The sequence below is a fragment of the Streptomyces lasiicapitis genome, assembly GCF_014646335.1.
In the GTDB taxonomy this organism is placed as follows: domain Bacteria; phylum Actinomycetota; class Actinomycetes; order Streptomycetales; family Streptomycetaceae; genus Streptomyces; species Streptomyces lasiicapitis.
In genome coordinates this window covers 325,065-344,457 of the sequence record NZ_BMNG01000001.1, presented here as the reverse complement: position 1 = coordinate 344,457, position 19,393 = coordinate 325,065, and the positions used below count along the sequence as shown (strand labels likewise).

Annotated in this window: 18 protein-coding genes; 9 read left to right on the top strand and 9 right to left on the bottom strand. The window is 71.7% G+C overall.

Annotation, left to right across the window (positions count from 1 at the left end; translation table 11 throughout):
* The first annotated feature begins 535 nt into the window (after positions 1–535).
* The 3 genes from IEY91_RS41495 to IEY91_RS01535 all read left to right on the top strand — a co-directional run bounded on the left by IEY91_RS41495 (position 536) and on the right by IEY91_RS01535 (position 3,875).
* Complete coding sequence (locus IEY91_RS41495; RefSeq protein ID WP_373287880.1) at positions 536–2,242, top strand: S1C family serine protease; 1,707 nt, start codon at positions 536–538, stop codon at positions 2,240–2,242.
* Positions 2,243–2,372: 130 nt separating this feature from the next.
* Positions 2,373–2,867, top strand: coding sequence for a sec-independent translocase (locus IEY91_RS01540; protein WP_164320981.1), 495 nt, complete (start codon positions 2,373–2,375; stop codon positions 2,865–2,867).
* Between the two features lie 339 nt (positions 2,868–3,206).
* The gene (locus IEY91_RS01535; protein ID WP_229696618.1) at positions 3,207–3,875 is read left to right on the top strand and encodes a hypothetical protein; all 669 of its coding nucleotides are present in this window, start codon (positions 3,207–3,209) and stop codon (positions 3,873–3,875) included.
* 103 nt (positions 3,876–3,978) lie between these two features.
* Here IEY91_RS01535 and IEY91_RS01530 read toward each other — a convergent pair whose 3' ends face one another.
* The 3 genes from IEY91_RS01530 to IEY91_RS01520 are packed head-to-tail and all read right to left on the bottom strand — an operon-like array spanning position 3,979 to position 7,008.
* Positions 3,979–5,112, bottom strand: coding sequence for an Mrp/NBP35 family ATP-binding protein (locus IEY91_RS01530; protein ID WP_164320977.1), 1,134 nt, complete (start codon positions 5,110–5,112; stop codon positions 3,979–3,981).
* Positions 5,113–5,156: 44 nt separating this feature from the next.
* Positions 5,157–5,744, bottom strand: a complete 588-nt coding sequence (locus IEY91_RS01525) for a DUF1003 domain-containing protein (protein WP_189172515.1) — start codon at positions 5,742–5,744, stop codon at positions 5,157–5,159.
* Positions 5,731–7,008, bottom strand: coding sequence for a magnesium transporter MgtE N-terminal domain-containing protein (locus IEY91_RS01520; RefSeq protein ID WP_164320973.1), 1,278 nt, complete (start codon positions 7,006–7,008; stop codon positions 5,731–5,733). Before IEY91_RS01520 ends, IEY91_RS01525 begins: the two co-directional genes overlap by 14 nt.
* Positions 7,009–7,286: 278 nt before the next feature.
* On the opposite strand from IEY91_RS01520, the gene IEY91_RS01515 reads away from it, so the two are divergent.
* Positions 7,287–8,057, top strand: coding sequence for a hypothetical protein (locus IEY91_RS01515; protein WP_189172771.1), 771 nt, complete (start codon positions 7,287–7,289; stop codon positions 8,055–8,057).
* A gap of 16 nt (positions 8,058–8,073) precedes the next feature.
* Here the strand turns inward: IEY91_RS01515 and IEY91_RS01510 are convergent, their stop codons facing one another.
* Both IEY91_RS01510 and IEY91_RS01505 read right to left on the bottom strand, forming a co-directional pair.
* Positions 8,074–8,592, bottom strand: a complete 519-nt coding sequence (locus tag IEY91_RS01510) for a hypothetical protein (RefSeq protein ID WP_189172514.1) — start codon at positions 8,590–8,592, stop codon at positions 8,074–8,076.
* A 101-nt stretch (positions 8,593–8,693) separates the two neighbouring features.
* A complete protein-coding gene (locus IEY91_RS01505; protein ID WP_164320968.1) occupies positions 8,694–9,815 on the bottom strand; it encodes a magnesium and cobalt transport protein CorA in 1,122 nt (373 codons plus the stop codon).
* Positions 9,816–10,296: 481 nt separating this feature from the next.
* Here IEY91_RS01505 and IEY91_RS01500 point away from each other — a divergent pair, with 481 nt between their 5' ends.
* Positions 10,297–10,881, top strand: coding sequence for a suppressor of fused domain protein (locus tag IEY91_RS01500; protein WP_189172513.1), 585 nt, complete (start codon positions 10,297–10,299; stop codon positions 10,879–10,881).
* A 28-nt stretch (positions 10,882–10,909) separates the two neighbouring features.
* Here the strand turns inward: IEY91_RS01500 and IEY91_RS01495 are convergent, their stop codons facing one another.
* Positions 10,910–12,175, bottom strand: a complete 1,266-nt coding sequence (locus IEY91_RS01495) for an MFS transporter (protein WP_164320964.1) — start codon at positions 12,173–12,175, stop codon at positions 10,910–10,912.
* A 213-nt stretch (positions 12,176–12,388) separates the two neighbouring features.
* On the opposite strand from IEY91_RS01495, the gene IEY91_RS01490 reads away from it, so the two are divergent.
* The 3 genes from IEY91_RS01490 to IEY91_RS01480 all read left to right on the top strand — a co-directional run bounded on the left by IEY91_RS01490 (position 12,389) and on the right by IEY91_RS01480 (position 14,979).
* On the top strand, positions 12,389–13,030 hold the full coding sequence (locus IEY91_RS01490) for a DUF6758 family protein (RefSeq protein WP_189172512.1): 642 nt from the start codon (positions 12,389–12,391) through the stop codon (positions 13,028–13,030).
* A 368-nt stretch (positions 13,031–13,398) separates the two neighbouring features.
* A complete protein-coding gene (locus IEY91_RS01485) occupies positions 13,399–14,274 on the top strand; it encodes a PHP domain-containing protein (RefSeq protein ID WP_189172511.1) in 876 nt (291 codons plus the stop codon).
* A gap of 102 nt (positions 14,275–14,376) precedes the next feature.
* Positions 14,377–14,979 carry a MarC family protein gene (locus tag IEY91_RS01480; protein WP_164328199.1) on the top strand — a complete coding sequence of 201 codons (603 nt, stop codon included), beginning with the start codon at positions 14,377–14,379 and terminating at the stop codon, positions 14,977–14,979.
* Positions 14,980–15,080: 101 nt separating this feature from the next.
* On the opposite strand, the gene IEY91_RS01475 is transcribed toward IEY91_RS01480, so the two are convergent.
* Positions 15,081–15,233: a DUF8834 family protein gene (locus IEY91_RS01475; RefSeq protein ID WP_189172510.1), complete on the bottom strand. Its 153-nt coding sequence runs from the start codon at positions 15,231–15,233 to the stop codon at positions 15,081–15,083.
* 222 nt (positions 15,234–15,455) lie between these two features.
* On the opposite strand from IEY91_RS01475, the gene IEY91_RS01470 reads away from it, so the two are divergent.
* On the top strand, positions 15,456–16,370 hold the full coding sequence (locus IEY91_RS01470) for an NYN domain-containing protein (protein ID WP_189172509.1): 915 nt from the start codon (positions 15,456–15,458) through the stop codon (positions 16,368–16,370).
* On the opposite strand, the gene IEY91_RS01465 is transcribed toward IEY91_RS01470, so the two are convergent.
* Together IEY91_RS01465 and IEY91_RS01460 are read right to left on the bottom strand one after the other, a co-directional pair.
* The gene (locus tag IEY91_RS01465; protein ID WP_164320956.1) at positions 16,364–17,230 is read right to left on the bottom strand and encodes an alpha/beta fold hydrolase; all 867 of its coding nucleotides are present in this window, start codon (positions 17,228–17,230) and stop codon (positions 16,364–16,366) included. The genes IEY91_RS01470 and IEY91_RS01465 overlap by 7 nt on opposite strands.
* A 148-nt stretch (positions 17,231–17,378) precedes the next feature.
* The gene (locus tag IEY91_RS01460) at positions 17,379–19,058 is read right to left on the bottom strand and encodes a DEAD/DEAH box helicase (RefSeq protein WP_189172508.1); all 1,680 of its coding nucleotides are present in this window, start codon (positions 19,056–19,058) and stop codon (positions 17,379–17,381) included.
* Positions 19,059–19,393 lie beyond the last annotated feature (335 nt).

Sequence of the window (19,393 nt, the reverse complement as noted above, 5' to 3'; positions counted from 1 at the left end):
GGCCGTTGCTGGCGGTGAGGTCCCTGCTGGGCGTGCCGCCGTCGGGGCCGACGTGCCTCCGGCTGTGGCCGACGTATCCCCGTCCATGGCCGTCGAACCGTCGGCCCCAGCCCCAGCCCCTGCGCCGCAGCCCACAGCCCCCGCATCGCAGTCCACAGCTGCCGCCCCCGCCGCCCAGGCGCCCGCCGACCGTCCCCGTCCGCTGCACGACCCCGACCCGTACAGCACGCCGCCGTACGGCGAACCTGGCCCCTGGGCCCCCGCCCCGCCCGTGCAGCACCCCATGGCCACCCCTGCCCAAGGAACGCCCGTCTACGGGACCCCAGGACACGGCACGCCCATACCCGGCGCCCCGGTCCCCGGCACCCCCGCCCATGGGATGCCCGCCTCCGGCACTCCTGCCCATGGCGTGCCCCCGCACAGCGGTGGCCCGCACGCCGATGCTCAGGCGCAGGGCCCGCACCAGGGCGCCCCGCACCAGGGCACCCCGGCCCCGCCCCAGGCTCAACAGGCTCCCGGTACCCCGGCCCAGGCGATGCCCACCTCCGGCACCCCGGCCCACGGCACACCCCCCGCTGCCCCGGTGCACAGCACACCCCCCGGCGGCGGCACCCCCCACCCCGGCACCCCGGCCCCCGGCACCCACACCCAGGCCATGCCCGCCCCCACCGCCTCCGCGCACACCCCACCCCCGCACGACGCCGTCCCGCCCCACGGCAATCCCGCCCACGCGGGGGCGCACGGCGTGCCCGCACAACCCAACCCGGGAACAGGTACACCCGCGGCAGCCGGGCCCCCGCCCAGCCACATGCACGGCACTCCGGCGCCCGGCGGGCCCGCGCCCGCTCACCCGCACGGCATCCCGGCCCCGGGGGCTCCCGCGCCCGCTCACTCGCACGGCACCCCGGCCCCCGGGGCTCCCACGTCCGCCCACCCGCACGGCACCCCGGCGCCCGGCGCCCCCGGGCCCGCCCACCCGCACAACACCCCGGCGCCCAGCGCCCCCACCCACCCCCACAGCACCCCCACCCCCAGCGGAACCCCCACCACCCCCTGGCAGCGCTACGACCCCTGGAGCGCCCCCCTGCAGCAGACCGGTGCCGCTGTCGAGACTCAGCGGGAGCGGCGGCGGCGTGGGCGGCAGTTCGTTGTTCTGGGGGCCGTTGTCATCGCGCTCGTGGCGGGTGGGATCGGTGGGGTCGTCGGGGCGTACCTGGAGCGGGAGGGTGGCATCGGGAGCGACATCGAGTTGCCGCAGGCCGGGTCGGAGAGTGAGAAGCGGCCCAAGGACAGCGTCGCCGGGATCGCGGCGAGCGCGCTGCCGGGCGTCGTGACGCTGCACGTCCGCGGCGACGACGGCGCGGGCACCGGCACCGGCTTCGTCCTCGACGGCAAGGGCCACATCCTCACCAACAACCACGTGGTCGAACCCGCGGGGACGGGCGGCGAGATAACGGTGACCTTCAGCGGCGGCGAGACCGCGAGCGCCAAGGTCATCGGCCGCGACGCGGGCTACGACCTCGCCGTCGTCAAGGTGTCCGGCGTCCGCGGACTCAAGCCCCTGCCCCTCGGAAACTCCGAGAACGTACAGGTCGGCGACCCGGTCGTGGCGATCGGCGCGCCCTTCGACCTCGCCAACACCGTCACCTCCGGGATCATCAGCGCCAAGGAGCGGCCCATCACCGCGGGCGGCGAGAAGGGCGACGGCAGCGACGTGTCGTATGTGAATGCCCTTCAGACCGACGCGCCCATCAATCCCGGCAATTCGGGTGGGCCCCTCGTCGACGCCAAGGCCCGCGTCATCGGCATCAACAGCGCCATCCGCTCCGCCGACAGCGGCTCCGCCCCCGAGGGCGGCCAGTCCGGCTCCATCGGGCTCGGCTTCGCCATACCCATCAACCAGGGCAAGCGCGTCGCCGAAGAGCTCATCAACACAGGCCGCGCCACCCACCCCGTCATCGGCGTCACCATCGACAAGCAGTTCACCGGCGACGGCGCCCGTATCGCCCGCAAGAGCCAGAGCGGCGGCCCGGCCGTCAACCGCGGCGGCCCCGGCGCCAAGGCCGGACTGAAGCCGGGCGACGTGATCACCGCGGTGGACGGCCAGCGCGTGCACTCCGGCGACGAGCTCATCGTCAAGGTCCGCGCCCACCGCCCGAAGGACCGCCTGGAACTGACCGTCGAGCGCGACGGCGACGAGCGGAAGGTGACGCTGGTACTCGGCACGGCGAGCGGGCAGTAAGGCCGCACAGGCCCACAGCGGCCGCGTTGGCGGTGTTGGCGGTGTTGGTCGTGGTGTCGCCGTGCGGCTACCGGACGGACAGCCGCGGCGGGTACCGTAGAGCGGGTCCGGACGGCAAGGAGCTTTCAAGGTGTTCAACGACATTGGCGCACTCGAGATAGTGACGCTGGTCATCCTCGCCGTGCTCATCTTCGGACCGGACAAGCTGCCGAAGCTCATTCAGGACGTGACGCGGACCATTCGCAAGATCCGCCAGTTCTCCGACAGCGCGAAGCAGGACATACGGAATGAACTGGGACCGGAATTCAAGGACTTCGAGTTCGAGGACCTGAACCCGAAGAAGTTCATCCGCAAGCAGATGGAGAACGACGATCTCGGTCTGAAGGAAATCCGCAACGGCTTCGACCTGAAGAAGGAAATGGCCGAAGTCGCGGACGCCGTGCACGGCCGTGACGGCGACTCCGCCGAGGACTCCGGCGGCCGTTCCGCCACGGCCTCGGCCCCGGGTTCGTCGACTGCCTCGGCCAACGGCTCCGGCGGCGCCCGCATCGACATGGAGAAGCGCCCGGAGCCGGAGAAGCCCGCGGCCGGCGACCCGCCGCCGTTCGACGCCGACGCCACCTGATCCCGCGACGTCCCGGCCCCACCTGAGCCCGCGGCCTCCCGGCGCCACCTGAGCCCACGCGCTCCCGGCGCCACCAAGCCCCCGCAGGCTCCCGAAGCCACCTCACCCCGCCGGACGGCCCCCGCGCCGCCCCGGCGCCCACGTGCGCCCCTTGACGTTCGGCATGCGCCGCCCGGCGCCCGCGACCGCCCTGGTCAGAGGCGTCGAGTACACCCGTCCGCCGACTCGTTGACCAGCATCCGGAAGGGGTGTGGCTATCCTGCCTTGTTGTCCGGCGTGAGGACGCCCGAGGGGGGCGGGCCGCTCCGGACCGACGAGAGCGAGGAGGCGGCCGGGTACATGGAGACGACAAGTCGGGTGGGCGCGCAGGCGCCAGCGGCGGACGGTGCCGCGCAAGCGGTGCCCTCCGCCCGGCGCACGGTCGACGGCTACCTGCTGGCGCCCTTCCCCTGGTACGGCCTGGACGAGGCCTTCACGGGACCGCGCTGGCTGATGCAGGTCGGGACCGCGGCGGACGGAGCCGTGGAGCACGGCTCCATCGGTCACGGTGACGAGCCGTCGGTGCGCGCCGAAGCGTCCGGCAACGGCGACAAGGAGCGGTTCGCGGTCGTGGTGACCGTCGCCGCCAATCCGGTGCGGCGCAGTGCCGACGGCACCGGCGTCCTGGAGGCCACCTCGGTGTCCTCGGCGGCATGGCTGGCGGGCGTGGGCCTGCTGTCCTTCACGTGGCCCGGCCAGATGGACCACAGCCTGCGGGACGACTGGCTGGACCAGCAGACGGAGACCGCGTGGGTCCTCGCGGACGACCTGCACGGCGACGACTGGTCGACCCTCTCCCTGCCGGTGGACGGGGCTCCGACCTCGTTCCACTACCGGGAGTCGGAGTACGGCTGGGTGCTCGCCGGGTCCACCAAGGAGGGGGTGCATCTGGGGGCGTACGGACGCGGGATGAGCGCGTACGGCCTCGGCTTCTCCGTCGTGCAGGACATCGGGGCTTACGCCGGGTAGTCCCACCGACGGGCCGAACGTATGCCGGACGGGCTGGGAATCAGCCCGTCCGGCGTGTGAGGACGAGCGCGGAGCGCGATACGGGGTGCGCGATGCGAACGGGTCAGAACTTGTTCCGGGGCGTGATACCCAGGGAGAGACCCGACAGCCCCCGCTGGCGGCCCCCCAGCTTCCCCGCGATCGTCCGCAGCGCGCTCCCCGCCGGGGACTCCGGGTCGGTCAGGACGACCGGCCTGCCCTCGTCGCCGCCCTCGCGCAGGCGTACGTCGATCGGGATGGAGCCGAGCACCGGCACCGTCGCGCCCGTGGTCTTGGTGAGGCCCTCCGCGACCCGCTGGCCGCCGCCCGTGCCGAACACGTCGACCATCTCGCCGCAGTGCGGGCACGGCAGGCCGGACATGTTCTCGACCACGCCGACGATCTTCTGGTGGGTCTGCACGGCGATGGAGCCCGCGCGCTCGGCGACCTCGGCGGCGGCCTGCTGCGGGGTGGTGACGACCAGGATCTCCGCGTTCGGCACGAGCTGCGCGACGGAGATCGCGATGTCGCCCGTGCCCGGCGGCAGGTCCAGGAGCAGCACGTCCAGGTCGCCCCAGAAGACGTCCGCGAGGAACTGCTGGAGCGCGCGGTGCAGCATCGGGCCGCGCCACACGACGGGCGCGTTGCCCGGGGTGAACATGCCGATGGAGATGACCTTCACGCCGTGCGCCGACGGCGGCATGATCATGTTCTCGACCTGGGTGGGGCGCCCCTCGGCGCCCAGCATGCGCGGCACGCTGTGGCCGTAGATGTCCGCGTCCACGACGCCGACCTTGAGGCCGTCGGCGGCCATCGCCGCCGCCAGGTTCACCGTCACGGACGACTTGCCGACGCCGCCCTTGCCGGAGGCGACCGCGTAGACCCGGGTCAGGGAGCCGGGCTTGGCGAAGGGCACCTCGCGCTCGGCGGTGCCGCCGCGCAGCGCGGTGGCCAGCTCCTTGCGCTGCTCGTCGCTCATCACGTCCAGGGTCACGTCGACGCGCGTGACGCCCTCGACGGCGGCGACCGCGTCCGTCACGTTCTTCGTGATCGTCTCGCGCATCGGGCACCCGGAGACCGTCAGGTACACGGTGACGGCGACCGCGCCGTCCGCGCCGATCTCCACCGATTTGACCATCCCCAACTCGGTGATGGGTCGCTGGATCTCGGGGTCGTTCACCGTCGCCAGTGCTTCACGCACCGCGTCTTCCGTAGCCATACGACCGATAGTACGGCGCGGTAACCCGGGGCGGGAAAGGGCTGTCAGCGGTCGCCTACATCACGTGACCCAGCGCTCTCGGACGGGAATACCTCGCGCTGCTCCTCCAGCTCCTTGACCAGGTCCTGGAGTTCGGAGCGGATCCAGTCGCGGGTGGCGACCTCGCCGAGGCCCAGGCGCAGCGAGGCGATCTCGCGGGTGAGGTACTCGGTGTCCGCGATGGACCGCTCGTTGCTCTTGCGGTCCTGCTCGTGGGTGACGCGGTCGCGGTCGTCCTGGCGGTTCTGCGCGAGCAGGATCAGCGGGGCGGCGTACGACGCCTGGAGGGAGAGCATCAAGGTCAGGAAGATGAACGGGTACTGGTCGAAGCGCAGGCCGGCCGGGGCGGAGACGTTCCAGACGACCCACATGATGATGACGACCGTCATCCAGACGATGAACCGGCCCGTGCCGAGGAACCGCGCGATGCGCTCCGAGAGCCGCCCGAAGGCCTCCGGGTCGTAGTCCGGAAGCAGCTTGCGGCGCGGCGCCCGCGGCTGGTCGAGCCGGAACCGCCCCCGGCCACGCGCCTCCCGTTCCCGATCCCGTTCCCGATCCTTGTCCCGCTCCCGCTCCCGCTCAGCCGCCGCCATGACCGGCCCCCTCCTGGAAGTGGAACTCCGTCTCGCGCCAGTCGTCGGGCAGCATGTGGTCGAGTACGTCGTCGACGGTGACCGCCCCGAGCAGGGACCCGCCCTCGTCGACCACGGGCGCCGCGACCATGTCGTACGCGGCGAAGAAGCCCGCCACGACCGGCAGCTCGGCCTCCGGCCGCAGCGGCCGCAGATCGTCGTCGATGATCGAGCCGACCAGCGTGTACGGCGGGTCGCGGAGCAGCCGCTGGAAGTGCACGGTGCCCAGGTACTTGCCGGTCGGGGTCTCGTCGGGCGGGCGGCACACGTACACCTGCGCGGCGAGCGCGGGGGAGAGGTCCTCCTTGCGCACCCGCGCGAGGGCGTCCGCGACCGTGGCGTCCGGGCGCAGCACGATCGGCTCGGTCGTCATCAGACCGCCCGCGGTGCGCTCCTCGTACGCCATGAGGCGGCGCACGTCGGCCGCGTCGTCCGGCTGCATCAGGGTGAGCAGGCGCTCCTTGTCGTCCTCCGGGAGCTCGGCGAGGAGGTCGGCGGCGTCGTCGGGGTCCATGGCCTCCAGGACGTCGGCGGCGCGCTCCTCCTTGAGCTTGCCGAGGATCTCGATCTGGTCGTCCTCCGGGAGCTCTTCGAGTACGTCCGCGAGCCGGTCGTCGGCGAGCGCGGCGGCGACCTCCACGCGCCGCTTCGGCGTCAGGTGGTGCAGCACGTTGGCGAGGTCGGCGGGGCGCAGCTGCTCGAAGGTGGCGAGCAGGCTCTCGGCGCCCTGCCCGTGCTCCTCCAGCGAGAAGCCGTCCACGGCCGACCAGTCGACGGTCAGCGTCTCGCCCTTGCGCCGGAACGCCCCGCCCTTGCCCTTGCGTACGAAGACCCGGTCCACCTCCCAGTCCCGGCGGGCCGGGAGCTGCCGCACCGAGACGTCGAGGACGGTGACCTCCTCGCCGGTCTCCACCAGGCGCACCCTGCGGTCGAGCATCTCGCCGAGTACGAGCCGCTCGGTGGGGCGCTGCTCGAAGCGCTGCACGTTCAGCACGCCGGTGGTGATGGCCTGACCGGACTCGATACCGGTCACCCGGGTGATGGGCAGGAAGATGTGGCGGCGGGTGGCGAGCTCCACGACGAGGCCGAGCAGCCGGGGCGGCCTGCGGCCGACGCGGAGCGTCGCGACGAGGTCGCGCACCCGGCCCACCTCGTCGCCGTTCGGGTCGAAGACGGCGGTGCCTGCCAGGTGCGAGACGAAGATCCGGGGCGCGCTCTTGGCCATGCGTCGCGCCTCCCTGCCGCCGTGCGCTACTCGTTCCGCTTCGGTCCGCTGATCGGTGTCGCTGTTTGCGGGCATTTATACGATCTTTCGTACGGGCTTCAGGCTAGCCCGTACCGGACGCATCCGGCCTGGTGGGACGTCCGGACGGACTGGCTCCGAGGCACGTCCGCCGCACCGGTACGCTGCGGTACGCCAGGCCCCGTGGCGTGCCACGGCCGGGGCAGTGGAGCAAGCCGTAGAGGACGTCCGCACGAGAGGCAGCGCCACCTGTGACTGCGATGCGACAGGCCCGCCGTACCCGAAGGACCGTCCTTGTGACGACGGTGTGCGCGGGGATCGTGGTGGGCGGCGCGGGCCTGACGGGATGCGGCGGCGGGGGCGAGGACCCGGACGCGGGCACGAACGGCGTGGCCAAGCTGTCGGCGACGAAGATCCAGAGCAAGACGCGGGCTGCCGCCAAGGGCGCCACCGCGGTCCGCCTGTCCGGCACGCTCGTCAGCAAGGGCCAGACGTACAAGCTCGACATGCGCCTCAAGGGCGCGGGCGGCACGGGCGAGGTCACGTCCAAGGGTGGAACGTTCCGGCTGCTGCGCGTCGGCGAGCACCTGTACCTGAAGGCCGACTCGGGCTTCTGGACGCACCAGGACGAGTCCGGCGGGCAGGGCGGCGGCTCCCCGGCGGACGATTCCGCGGCGGCGAAGCTCGACGGCAAGTACGTGAAGGTGCCCGCGGGCGACCCTTCGTACCAGCAGCTCAGCGGCTTCACGGACAAGGACGTGCTGCTCGACGGCACGCTCACGCTGCACGGCGCGCTGTCCAAGGGCGACCGGGCCGAATCGGCCGCCGGGCGCGTCATCAAGATCGCCGGCGACGAGGGCGCGGGCGGCACCCTGGAGGTGTCCCTGGAGGGCAAGCCCTACCCGCTGCGACTCCAGCGCGCGGGCGACGCGGGCACCCTGCGGCTCACCGAGTGGGGCAAGGACTTCCCGCTGGAGGAGCCGGGCAAGGACGAGACGGTGGACTACGGGAAGCAGCTGCCGAACTCCTAGGGCGTCGGCGGCGCGCCTAGCGCTTCGGCTTCTTCTTGCGCCCGAGCAGCAACCGCGGCAGCCCCGCCGGGATCGGCTGACGGGTCGTCGCCGTGGTCGGCAGCGGGGCCGCCGCAAGGGACCCGTCCGGCAGATCCGTACGCGCCTCGCCCGGCGTCAGCCGCAGCACGCGGCACTCCTCGGCCCAGCGGTCCACCATCCGCTCGCCGTCGGGCGCGTTCAGGCGCTTGCCCTTGAGTTCGGCGACGGCCGCCTCCCAGGCCTCGGAGCGCGGCGCGAGCTCCGTCACCGCCGCCGTCCAGGCGATGACGCGGCCGCCCTTGTCCTTGCTGCGCACGGTCACTTCGGCGCTCGCGCCGTCGACGAGGTCGGGCAGCGGCTGCTCGCCGGGGCCGTCGCCGACGATGTGGGCCGCGCCGTCGATCCAGACGTGCCACAGCGCGCGCACGGGGCCGGTGCCGCGCACCCAGATGAGGCCCGACTTCTTCGTGGCCTCCTCGACGAGGGCGCGGTCAAAAAGCGCGTCAGCAGTCATGCGGAGCAGCTTAGCGACCCAGCCCTCAGGCGCCGGAGGGGCATTTCATAGCCCGTCCGGCGATTGAGGACGAGCGCGCAGCGCGATGCGGCGCCCAAGGCTCACAGCCAGCCGTTGCGCTTCAAGGTGCGGTGGATCGAGTAGCAGACGACGCCGATGAAGCCGAGCACCATCGGGTAGCCGAAGCGCCAGTGCAGTTCCGGCATGTGGTCGAAGTTCATGCCGTAGACACCGCACACGGCCGTCGGCACGGCGATGATCGCTGCCCAGGACGTGATCTTGCGCATGTCCTCGTTCTGCGCGACGGCGGCCTGCGCGAGGTTGGCCTGGAGGATCGAGTTGAGCAGTTCGTCGAAGCCGATGACCTGTTCCTGGACGCGCGCGAGGTGGTCGGCGACGTCGCGGAAGTACTTCTGGATGTCGGGGTCGACGAGCCGCATCGGCCGCTCGCTGAGCAGCTGCATGGGCCGGAACAGCGGCTGCACCGCGCGCTTGAACTCAAGCACCTCGCGCTTGAGCTGGTAGATCCGCCCGGCGTCGACGCCCCGCGAGCCGCCCTTGCCGGTGGCCGCGAACACCTCGTTCTCGACGTCGTCGATGTCGACCTGCATGGCGTCGGCGACCGCGAGATAACCGTCGACGACGTGGTCGGCGATGGTGTGCAGGACCGACGAGGGGCCCTTGGCGAGCAGCTCAGGCTCCTCCTGGAGGCGCCGCCGCAGCGCGCGCAGCGACCCGTGGCCGCCGTGCCGCACGGTGATGAAGAAGTCCCGCCCGGTGAAGCACATGACCTCGCCGGTCTCGACGACCTCGCTGGTGGCGGTGAGTTCGGCGTGCTCCACGTAGTGGATGGTCTTGAAGACCGTGAACAGCGTGTCGTCGTAGCGCTCCAGCTTGGGCCGCTGGTGGGCGTGCACGGCGTCCTCGACGGCGAGCGGGTGAAGGCCGAACTCGGCGGCGATCCCGGCGAACTCGGCCTCCGTCGGCTCGTGCAGGCCGATCCACGCGAAGCCGCCGTCACGGCGCACCTGGAGCATCGCCTCGTGCGGCGTGAGGGTGTCGTCGCAGGCGACGCGGCGACCGTCGCGGTAGACGGCGCAGTCGACGACGGCGGATGCGGCGCTGGGGTCGCGGGTCGTGTCGTACGAGTACGAACTGGAGGAGGTGCTGTCCTTGCGCAGGGGCGGGCGGACGGCGTCACGCAGGTCGCGGATCATCGACATGGGCAGGCTCCTTCGACGAAAGGGCCGCCTGCGACGGGTGGAACTGCCCGGAATGGGGACGTCCTGCTGCGGGTTCTGGCACGTCCTCAAAGCGGGGAGCACCGCACTGTCGCGGTGGCAGCAACGCTACTGATGCAGATCAGGTGAAACGCGGTGCTCTTCCGTCTCGCACGGCACACGCCGGTTACGAAGGCGACGTACCCAGAAGCCGTGCGAAGAGCCGCAGCGACGCTGCTGCGGGGTATTCAGCGGGCGGAAGAGCGAGTGGTACTGCACGGTCGACTTCGATCCACTGCAGCCCCACCTCCTCCGGCCGGTCCCCCGTAGGGGAAGTCCCAGGCGCGACTAGGCGCCGTCTCCTGCGTCCGGGCTTGAAGGCGACGCTTCTGCGTGCTGCCCGGGCCAGCGGCCAACAGTATCAGCCGACTGGTGCGTCAAACCCCCACCTTTACCCATCACTGACGAGTTCTATGCTCGCGTCATGGCTGATGTTCTTGCTCTGGTCGAGGCCCGGCTCCACGGTGGCCTGGGGGAACCGGACGCGCGCGCGGCGGTGACGTTCCTCGGTACCGACCGCGTCGAAGTGCTGCGCTTCACGGACGGGGACGTCGTGCGGTACGCCACGCTCGGCATGTCCGCCCGCCCGATGACCGACCCCACGGCCGTGCTCGCCGACCCGGTGCAGGGCCCGCGCGCGGAGCTCGTCCTCTCCGTACGCGGCGGGCTCGTCGACACCGACAAGGTGCTGCGCCCGCTGGCCGTGCTCGCCGCCTCCCCGCAGGTGGAGGGGCTCGTGGTCGCGCCGGGCGCCTCCCTGGACGTGGGCGAGCCGCTGTGGCCCGGCGCACCGTTCACCTCGGTCCTGGTCGCCGAGCCGGGCGGCCTCGTCGAGGACCTGGACCTGGACGCGCCCATGGACCCCGTCCAGTTCCTGCCGCTGCTCCCGATGACGCCCAACGAGGCGGCGTGGAAGCGGGTGCACGGCGCGGCCGCGCTCCAGGAACGCTGGCTGAACGGCGGCACGGACCTGCGCGATCCACTGCGCAAGTCCGTGGCGTTGGACTGAACGTCCGCCTCGTCGGAGCGAGTTGGCGTCAGCCGGCGAACACGGTCACGCTGTCCTCCGTCGCGTGCCGGGTCTCCAATTCCTCGGCCTCGTGAGTGAGTGCGCTCCGGCGCACCCACACCACCACCGCGCCCAGCACCGCCGTGACGGCCGCGACCACGAACGGGATGTGGATGTCGCTCCACTCCTCGATCTTCGGCGCGAAGTAGGGGGCCGCCGCGGCGGCGAACCAGCGTACGAAGTTGTAGCCGGCGCTCGCCACGGGCCGCGGTGCGTCCGAGACGCCGAGCGCGAGCTCCGTGTAGACGGTGTTGTTCACACCGATGAAGGCGCCGGACAGGATGGTGCAGACGACGGCGGCGGTGTGGCTGCCGTACCCCAGCACGAGTACGTCCGCGGCGAGCAGCACCAGCGAACCGCCGAGCACCTTCAGCGAGCCGAACCGCCGCTGGAGCCGGGGCGCGACGAGCACCGAGAACACCGCGAGCAGCACGCCCCAGGCGAAGAACACCGCACCCGACTTGTACGGGGTCATGTTCAGGACGAACGGCGTGAAGGCCAGGACCGTGAAGAACGTGTAGTTGTAGAAGAACGCCGACGCGGCCGCCGAGGCGAGGCCGCCGTGGCCGAGGGCCTTGATGGGGTCGAGCAGTGACGTCTTGCGCGCGGGCTTGGGCTGCTCCTTCAGGAACACCGTGACGCACAGGAAGCCGACGGCCATCAGGGCCGCGGTGCCGAAGAACGGGTAGCGCCAGCTCGCGTCGCCGAGGAGGGCGCCGAGCAGCGGCCCGCAGGCCATGCCGAGCCCGAGCGCGGACTCGTACAGCAGGATCGCCGCCGCGCTGCCGCCCGCTGCCGCGCCCACGATGACGGCGAGCGCGGTCGACACGAACAGCGCGTTGCCGAGGCCCCAGCCGGCCCGGAACCCGACGAGTTCGCCGACCGACCCCGACGTACCGGCGAGGGCGGCGAACACGATCACAAGCGCCAGCCCGGCGAGCAGCGTCTTCTTGCCGCCGATGCGGCTGGAGACGAAGCCGGTGACCAGCATGGCGACGGCGGTGATCAGGAAGTACGAGGTGAACAGGAGCGAGACCTGGCTGGGCGTGGCCTGAAGTCCCTGGGCGATGGACGGCAGGATCGGGTCGACCAGGCCGATGCCCATGAACGCCACGACCGACGCGCCCGCCGTGGCCCACACCGCCTTCGGCTGCCGCAGCAGGCCGCCCGCGCCGGCGTCGAATGGGTCGCCTTCGGCGGGCTCTGCCGTCTCTCCTCGCGTGTGGGTGGTCATCCGCCGCTCCTTCATGCGTGTCTTCCGGGCGCTTCCCGGGGCAGATCGTTGACGTATACACACAATAAGTTAGATGAGCTAATTAATGCAAGCTACATCTAGTTTTGCCTGGTGGTGGGTACGTGGGGAGAGGCGGGGGAGCGGAGAGGAGGCGGCCTCCGGACGGGTGATCGTCCTTGACGGGGGGCCGAGTGGGGAGGACCGTTGGGCGCTATGAGGGGCGAACCCAGTTGCCCGAAGTGTGGTGGCCGGGTCAGGGCTCCCGGTCTCTTCGCCGACTCCTGGCAGTGCGGTGTGCACGGGACGGTGCACCCGCTTCAGCCCGTGATCCCGCCCAGCGTCGAGGCGCTCCAGGTCGTGGTGCACCGGGCCCAGGTGCCCGTGTGGATGCCGTGGCCGCTGCCCGTCGGGTGGCTCTTCACCGGGGTGGCCTGCGCCGGTGACGACCGCAGTGGTGGGCGTGCCACCGCCGTGGCGTGCTCGGGGCCCGCCCCGCTCGGGGGTGTCGGTGAACTCGTCCTCGTCGCCGAGGAGTTGGGCATTGGCCTTGGTGCGCGGTACGCCGGGATCGACGGGCCCGACCCTGGGCCCTCCATGAGTGCCGGCAAGCCTGCCCAGGCCAAGGTCCTTGCGGCCGGGCGGCCCACTGCCATGTGGCATGTGCCGGGGGCGCCGGACGACCGGGCCGTGTTCGCGGGTGAGGCTCGTGGGCTGTGGCTGTGGGCGATCGCCTGGCCCGAGCAGTCGGGGCTCCTCATGTACGACGAGCTCGTCCTCACGGATTTGCGGGACGCGGGCGCGGAGGTCGACCTGGTGCCTTGCGGGGCGCTGTCGCCGCGGCTGCTGATGCCGTAGGGGGCGGGTGCGGGTCCTCGCGGGGCGCCCCAGTCCCACCCCTTCCCGTAACCAGGGGCTGCCGCCCCTGGACCCCGCAATCGCCGCTTCGCGGCTCGTCCTCAAACGCCGGACGGGCTAAGACATCCAGTCGCACCGGCAGGGTTTAGCCTGCCCGGCGTTTGAGGGCGAGGCGCGGAGCGCCGAAAAGGGGGAGAGGGGCGGAGCCCCAGACGGGGAGCGGTGGCGCGGGCTGATGGGGGAGACAGCCCCTCCGGCGTTTGAGGAGTGGGGTCTGGGGCGGAGCCCCAGGAGGGAGGCGGGGCACGGGGTGCGGGCCGTTATTCTTGGGGGGTACCCCGTCCGTCCCGAGAAGCGTGGAGCCCTGCGTGCGAATTGATCTGCACACCCACTCCACCGCCTCCGACGGCACGGACACCCCCGCGGACCTGGTCCGCGCGGCGGCCGCCGCCGGCCTGGACGTGGTCGCGCTGACCGACCACGACACCACCCGCGGCCACGCGGAGGCGATCACCGCGCTGCCCTCCGGGCTCACCCTCGTCACCGGCGCCGAGCTGTCCTGCCGCCTCGACGGCGTGGGGATGCACATGCTGGCGTACCTCTTCGACCCCGAAGAGCCGGACCTCGCCCGTGAGCGCGAGCTCGTCCGCGACGACCGCGTGCCGCGCGCCAAGGCGATGGTCGGCAAGCTCCAGGAGCTCGGCGTGCCCGTCACCTGGGAGCAGGTCGCGCGCATCGCGGGCGACGGCTCGGTCGGCCGCCCGCACGTCGCGGAGGCGATGGTCGAGCTCGGCGTCGTACCGACGGTGTCGGACGCCTTCACGCCCGACTGGCTCGCCGACGGCGGCCGCGCCTACGCCGAGAAGCACGAACTGGACCCCTTCGACGCGATCCGCCTGGTCAAGGCCGCGGGCGGCGTCACCGTCTTCGCGCACCCGGCCGCCGCCCAGCGCGGCCGCACCGTGCCCGAGTCGGCGATAGCCGAACTCGCCGCCGCGGGCCTCGACGGCATCGAGGTCGACCACCCGGAACAGCTCGCGTACGCACCCGAGTCCGGCCCCCGCCTGCGCGCCCTCGCCGCCGACCTGGGCCTGCTCGTCACCGGGTCGAGCGACTACCACGGCACCCGCAAGACGTGCGTGCTCGGCGAGTACACCACCGACCCCGAGATCTACGGCGAGATCACCCGCCGGGCCACGGGAGCCTTCCCGGTTCCCGGCGCGGGCGGAGGCCCGGCCGCGTAACGCGCCACCGTCCGCTGTCTGTTGTCCGTACTCCACTGCCGTACCTCACGGCCGTGGACGTACTCCGCTCTCTGTACGACCCTCTTCTGCAAGGCCATCACTGTGTTCGACGTCGCCGTCTTCGGATCCCTCTTTCTCACCCTTTTTGTCATCATGGACCCCCCTGGGGTCACGCCGATCTTCCTCGGACTCACCGCGGGCCGGCCCGCCAAGGTCCAGAAGAAAATGGCCTTCCAGGCGGTGTGCGTGGCCTTCGGGGTCATCACCGTCTTCGGCATCGTCGGCCAGCAGATCCTCGACTATCTGCACGTCTCCACGCAGGCGTTGATGATCGCGGGAGGTCTGCTGTTGCTCCTCGTCGCCCTCGACCTGCTCACCGGCAAGAACGACGAGCCGCAGCAGACCAAGGACGTGAACGTCGCCCTGGTGCCGCTCGGCATGCCGCTGCTCGCGGGGCCGGGCGCGATCGTGCAGGTCATCCTCGCCGTGCAGCACGCCAAGGGCATGGAGCAGGTCTCGGTGTGGGTGGCGATCCTGGCCATCCACGTCGTGCTGTTCCTGGCGATGCGCTTCTCGCTGCTGATCATCCGTGTCATCAAGGACGGCGGAGTGGTGCTCGTGACGCGGCTCGCCGGGATGATGCTGTCGGCGATCGCGGTGCAGCAGATCATCAACGGCGTCACGCAGGTGATCCGGGGCGGTTGAGCCGCCCGGGTGACCCCGACAACGTACAGAGCCCTGTACGGCACCGGATCCACCGGTGGCGTACAGGGCTCTGAAGTGTGTGATGAGGCCGTTCGGCGCCGTTATGAGGCCGAGGCGTCGGCCGGACGGATGTAGAGGCGCTGCCCTATGGCGGCGGCTTTCTGCACGATCCGGTTGACGGAGGCGGCGTCCACGACGGTCGTGTCCACGGCGGTGCCGTCGACGTCGTCGAGTCGCATGATTTCGAAGCGCATGGGCTTCTCCCTTCGTCTGGTGATCCTCCTGAGGAGAACTGCTTTCTGCTTGCTACATACAGGTCCAACGGCTTGACTCGTTGAAACATTCCCTACGCTAAAGAAAATTTTCGCGAGGCTAATGAACGCCTTGTTTCGTGACTGTATCGCGGCTGGTTGTGTTCGCTGAGTGACAGCCACCGGTTGTGCCCGCCGAGTGACGGACGGGACAATGCGTTCCGTATGGACATGGACGAGACCATTGACGAGACCGGTGAGATCAGCGCTCGCCTCGCACGCACCAACGGACTGCTGGAGCGGATGCTCGCCGAGGTGGCGAAGACCCCGTCCACCCACGCGATCTTCGTCGACGCCGGCTATCTGTACGCGGCCGCGGGGCGCCTCGCGGCGGGCACCGAGGACCGGCGCGCCTTCGACCTCGACGCCGAAGGGCTGATCGAGGCGCTGATCGACAAGGCGCGCACGATCTTCGCGGACAGCCGTCTGCTGCGTGTGTACTGGTACGACGGCGCCCGGCGCCGCATCCATACCTCGGAGCAGCAGACGATCGCGGAGCTCCCGGACGTCAAGGTGCGCCTGGGCAACCTCAACGCCAACAACCAGCAGAAGGGCGTCGATTCGCTGATCCGCTCCGACCTGGAGTCCCTGGCGCGGCACCGCGCCATCAGCGACGCGGCGCTGATCGGCGGCGACGAGGACCTGGTGTCGGCGGTCGAGGCGGCGCAGGGGTACGGCGCGCGGGTGCATCTGTGGGGCATCGACGCGCCGGACGGCCGCAACCAGGCGGAGCCGCTGCTGTGGGAGGTCGACAGTCAGCGCACGTTCGACTCGGACTTCTTCAAGCCGTTCGTGACGCGCCGCCCCGCCGTGCCGTACGAGGGCCTGCCGACCGCGCCCCGGCCCTCACGGGACGACGTGCGCTTCGTCGGCGCCCAGATCTCCGCGAAGTGGCTCTCGGCGCGGGGCCGGGAGGCGCTGGTGAGCCTGCTGCCCGGCCATCCCTACCTGCCGGGCTCGGTCGACCAGGAACTCCTGGTGGAGGCGGAGCGGCTGCTCGACTACTCGCTGCGGGGGCAGTCGGACCTGCGGCGGGTGCTGCGGGACGGCTTCTGGGACCACTTGCAGCAGTGCTACTGAGCCCCCTGCCGCGCCGACTCCCAGAAGGCGGCGAGGGCGAGGGCCGTTTCCTTCGGGCGGTCGGTGTTGGGGGAGTGCTCCGCGCCGGTGATCACGGTGCGGCGGGCGCCGAGGCGGCGCGCCATGTCGTCCAGGAGCGGTACGGGCCAGGTGTCGTCGCGTTCGCCGGAGACGACGTGCTTGGGCAGGGGGAGGGCGGCGAGCTCGTCCACGCGGTCCGGCTCGGCGCACAACTGCTTGCCGGTGGCGATGAGTTGGGCCGGATTGTTGCGCAGCCAGCGGGCGCGCAGCTCGGCACCGTCGATGTCGGCGTCCTCGGGAGGCCCCATCGCCTGCATGGCATCCCACACCACCTCCATCGGGTGGGCGGCGACGGCGTCCGTGAGGAGCTTGGCGCGGGCCTGCTGCGGCGGGGTGACGTGGGCCGGGCCTGAGGCCATGAGGGTGAGCGAGGCGAAGGTGGCGGGCGGCGCGAGGAGGACTGCGGCGCGGGCGACCAGGCCGCCGAGGGAGTGGCCGAGCAGGTGCGGGGGCTCGTCGCCGGGCTCACGTACGGCGGTTGCCTGAGCCAGCACATCCTTCGCCAACTCACCCTGGGCGTACGCCGATTCATCATCCGGCCCGTCGGATTCGTACTGCCCGCGGCCGTCGACCGACACCGTCCGATAGCCCGCGGCGGCGAGCGGCTCGAGCAGCGCGACGAAGTCCTCCTTGCTCCCCGTGAACCCGGGAAGCAGCAGGGCGGTGCCCCTGACCTCGCCGGTCGGCCGGGTGTCCAGCACGGCGAACTCACCACGGGCGGTACGGAGTGGGTACGCGAGGGTGCCTTCGGGCGGGATGAAGGTGGGCGGCCTGCTCATGTGGTCGAGGCTACTGGCTGGCCGGGGGCCCCGGGTGTGGGGTGCGGCGACGCCTACCTGTGGGGTGTCCCGGTGGGGGTACGACGACGCCCACCCGTGCCCGGGGCTGGTGCTCCGGGTGCGGGTGGGCGTGCGTGCGTGGGTCGGGCTAGCTGTCGGCGGAGTCCGCGGGCTTGCGGGTGCGGCGGCGGCGCGGCTTGGCCACGGGGGCCTCCTCGGCGTTCGCGGTCTCCGGCGCGGCAGCGGTCACCGCGGTGGTCGCGGCCGACTCGCCACCCGCACGGGTGCGGCGGCGACGTCGCGGCGTACGCGGCGCCGTCTCCTCGGCGGCGGCAGGCGCGGGGGCCTCGGCCACGGCGGTGGCGGCTCCAGCGGTCGCGGCGACGGCGGTCGCGGCTCCGGTGGACGCGGCCACGGCGGCCTCGGTCCCGGCCTCGGCAGCGTCCTGCGTCACCGCGGACGCGTCGAGCGGAGCACCCGCGCGCGTGCGGCGCCGGCGGCGCGGCGTGCGCGCGGGGCGCTCGGTCTCCTCGGCCTGCGCCTGGTCACGGTCCTGCGTGCGGCCGACGGCGGCACGCTCGCCACGACGCGGCGCGCCCCCACGCGAACCCGAGCCCCCGCGAGATCCGCGGCCACCCGTCTCGCCCAGGTCCTCGACCTCTTCGGCGTCGAGCCCGGCCCGGGTGCGCTCCGCGCGCGGCAGGACACCCTTCGTACCGGCCGGGATGGAGAGCTCCTCGTACAGGTGCGGGGAGCTGGAGTACGTCTCGACCGGGTCGTTGAACTTCAGGTCGAGCGCCTTGTTGATGAGCTGCCAGCGCGGGATGTCGTCCCAGTCGACGAGCGTGATCGCGATGCCCTTGGCGCCCGCGCGGCCGGTGCGGCCGATGCGGTGGAGGTACGTCTTCTCGTCCTCCGGCGACTGGTAGTTGATGACGTGCGTGACGCCCTCGACGTCGATGCCGCGGGCGGCGACGTCGGTGCACACCAGCACGTCGACCTTGCCGTTGCGGAACGCCCGCAGGGCCTGCTCGCGCGCGCCCTGGCCCAGGTCACCGTGCACGGCGCCGGACGCGAAGCCGCGGCGCTCGAGCTGCTCGGCGATGTCGGCGGCAGTCCGCTTCGTACGGCAGAAGATCATCGCGAGTCCGCGGCCGTCGGCCTGCAGGATGCGGGAGACCATCTCCGGCTTGTCCATGGAGTGCGCGCGGTAGACGAACTGCGCGGTGTTCGCGACGGTCTGGCCCTCGTCGTCCGGCGCGGTGGCGCGGATGTGCGTGGGCTGCGACATGTAGCGGCGGGCGAGGCCGATGACGGCGCCCGGCATCGTCGCGGAGAAGAGCATCGTCTGACGCTTCACCGGAAGCATGTTGATGATCTTCTCGACGTCGGGCAGGAAGCCCAGGTCGAGCATCTCGTCGGCCTCGTCGAGGACGAGGCACTTGACGTGCTTCAGGTTCAGCTTGCGCTGTCCGGCCAGGTCGAGCAGGCGGCCCGGGGTGCCGACGACGACGTCGACGCCCTTCTTGAGCGCCTCGACCTGCGGTTCGTAGGCACGGCCGCCGTATATGGCGAGGACGCGGACGTTGCGCGCCTTGCCGGCGGTCAGCAGGTCGTTGGTGACCTGCTGGCACAGCTCGCGGGTGGGGACGACGATGAGGGCCTGCGGCGCCTCGGTCAGCGCCTCGGGCTCGGCGCGGCCCGCCTCGACGTCCGCGGGGACGACGACGCGCTCAAGGAGCGGAAGGCCGAAGCCCAGCGTCTTGCCGGTGCCGGTCTTGGCCTGGCCGATGACGTCGGTGCCGGAGAGCGCTACGGGGAGCGTCATCTCCTGGATGGGGAAAGGGTTGATGATGCCGACGGCCTCAAGGGCCTCGGCCGTCTCGGGAAGGATTCCGAGCTCTCGGAAAGTCGTAGTCAGGGCAATGCCTCTTCTGTGAGACGCGGCGCGAGGCGAACGCTGGGGGTCGTGACCGTGCCGGGGACTGCCGGCCGCCTAATGGGGAACGAGCCGGGCGAGCCGGGTGGCACGGGACCACTGCCGACGCTCGAGCGCTCACACCGCTGAGGGGGTCCCTCCGCATGCCGTACGCACGGTGCGCACCGCCCTGGAGGGCTGTCTGGTCGGAGCCGATCGGGCCACCGACCGGGCATCCTCATTCA

Excerpts from the sequence above, each read along its gene's own strand:
- IEY91_RS01490 (WP_189172512.1), top strand. The coding sequence starts at position 12,389 with ATGAGGGGCGAACCCAGTTGCCCGAAGTGTGGTGGCCGGGTCAGGGCT.
- IEY91_RS41495 (WP_373287880.1), top strand. The coding sequence starts at position 536 with ATGCCCACCTCCGGCACCCCGGCCCACGGCACACCCCCCGCTGCCCCG.
- IEY91_RS01520 (WP_164320973.1), bottom strand. The coding sequence starts at position 7,008 with ATGGCCAAGAGCGCGCCCCGGATCTTCGTCTCGCACCTGGCAGGCACC.
- IEY91_RS01530 (WP_164320977.1), bottom strand. The coding sequence starts at position 5,112 with ATGGCTACGGAAGACGCGGTGCGTGAAGCACTGGCGACGGTGAACGAC.
- IEY91_RS01465 (WP_164320956.1), bottom strand. The coding sequence starts at position 17,230 with ATGAGCAGGCCGCCCACCTTCATCCCGCCCGAAGGCACCCTCGCGTAC.
- IEY91_RS01460 (WP_189172508.1), bottom strand. The coding sequence starts at position 19,058 with ATGACGCTCCCCGTAGCGCTCTCCGGCACCGACGTCATCGGCCAGGCC.
- IEY91_RS01500 (WP_189172513.1), top strand. The coding sequence starts at position 10,297 with ATGGCTGATGTTCTTGCTCTGGTCGAGGCCCGGCTCCACGGTGGCCTG.
- IEY91_RS01515 (WP_189172771.1), top strand. The coding sequence starts at position 7,287 with ATGCGACAGGCCCGCCGTACCCGAAGGACCGTCCTTGTGACGACGGTG.
- IEY91_RS01475 (WP_189172510.1), bottom strand. The coding sequence starts at position 15,233 with ATGCGCTTCGAAATCATGCGACTCGACGACGTCGACGGCACCGCCGTG.
- IEY91_RS01495 (WP_164320964.1), bottom strand. The coding sequence starts at position 12,175 with ATGACCACCCACACGCGAGGAGAGACGGCAGAGCCCGCCGAAGGCGAC.
- IEY91_RS01535 (WP_229696618.1), top strand. The coding sequence starts at position 3,207 with ATGGAGACGACAAGTCGGGTGGGCGCGCAGGCGCCAGCGGCGGACGGT.
- IEY91_RS01510 (WP_189172514.1), bottom strand. The coding sequence starts at position 8,592 with ATGACTGCTGACGCGCTTTTTGACCGCGCCCTCGTCGAGGAGGCCACG.
- IEY91_RS01470 (WP_189172509.1), top strand. The coding sequence starts at position 15,456 with ATGGACATGGACGAGACCATTGACGAGACCGGTGAGATCAGCGCTCGC.
- IEY91_RS01525 (WP_189172515.1), bottom strand. The coding sequence starts at position 5,744 with ATGGCGGCGGCTGAGCGGGAGCGGGAGCGGGACAAGGATCGGGAACGG.
- IEY91_RS01505 (WP_164320968.1), bottom strand. The coding sequence starts at position 9,815 with ATGTCGATGATCCGCGACCTGCGTGACGCCGTCCGCCCGCCCCTGCGC.